This window comes from Nostoc sp. CCY 9925 (genome assembly GCF_963920935.1).
Lineage (GTDB): Bacteria > Cyanobacteriota > Cyanobacteriia > Cyanobacteriales > Nostocaceae > Nostoc.
The window spans coordinates 1-270 of sequence record NZ_CAWUDO010000316.1 but is presented as its reverse complement, the minus strand read 5'-3'; the positions used below and the strand labels follow the sequence as shown (position 1 = coordinate 270).

The window sequence follows — 270 nt, the reverse complement described above, 5'->3', positions numbered from 1 at the left end:
CACGCTGAGTGGGCCTGGAGGAGCGGGAACGCCCGATTGCGCTCTCGCTTTCAATGAAGCCGCCAGCATGACTGCCGCCGACGTGACGCTAACGGTGACCTGACATGGCAGACGTTGAAAAGTACCTGGACCTTATTACCGCCTTCCATCGAGGAAGACCAAAATTCTCTGCCATGGTCGAAGCGGTTTCTCGGTGCTTCGTTAGCGCGCAGGAAAGCTACGGGCAGATGGTTGCCGCATACGATCTCGACCTAGCCATTGGCGTCCAAC

At 57.8% G+C, this 270-nt stretch carries 1 protein-coding gene; it reads left to right on the top strand.

The genetic code is table 11. From position 1 onward, the window contains the following. Positions 1 to 104: 104 nt before the first annotated feature. Positions 105 to 270 (top strand): DUF2612 domain-containing protein (locus tag ACM0OY_RS40600; protein ID WP_414574329.1); only part of this gene is annotated, 166 nt, incomplete at its 3' end.